Origin of the sequence: Pseudomonas sp. Pseusp11, from assembly GCF_047304405.1 — a bacterium.
In the GTDB taxonomy this organism is placed as follows: domain Bacteria; phylum Pseudomonadota; class Gammaproteobacteria; order Pseudomonadales; family Pseudomonadaceae; genus Aquipseudomonas.
This window is the reverse complement of record NZ_JBGLZF010000098.1, coordinates 1-333: the sequence shown is the minus strand read 5'-3', so window position 1 is coordinate 333 and position 333 is coordinate 1. Positions and strand designations below refer to the sequence as shown.

The following is a 333-nucleotide window of genomic DNA, read 5'->3' as shown; positions in this document are numbered from 1 at the left end:
GCACCACCAGGTGCGGCGCCTGGGTCGTGCCCTTCAGGCCATCCACGGTGCCCGGCTTGATCGTGGTAAAGCGAAAGCCCCCTTGTGCATCCACCGGCACCCGGCCAAACCCATCGAAGTTCGGGTCCAGGGGTTTGTCCTGATCGTCTTCTGGGTGGTCGTACTTGCCAGCGGCGTTGGCTTGCCAGACTTCGAGCTTGGCGTCGTTGACGAAGTCGCCATTGCCGTCGACGACTTGCCCGGTGATCGCCACACGCTCGCCGAGTGTCTGTTCAACGGTCAGGTCTTCACGGTTCAGCCAGGTCAGGCCGATGTGGTAGTACGGTCCGACGG

The 333-nt window shown here is 63.1% G+C and carries 1 pseudogene; it reads right to left on the bottom strand.

From position 1 onward, the window contains the following. A pseudogene (locus tag ACCC96_RS30310) lies at positions 1-333 on the bottom strand (protocatechuate 3,4-dioxygenase subunit alpha); the annotation flags it as partial.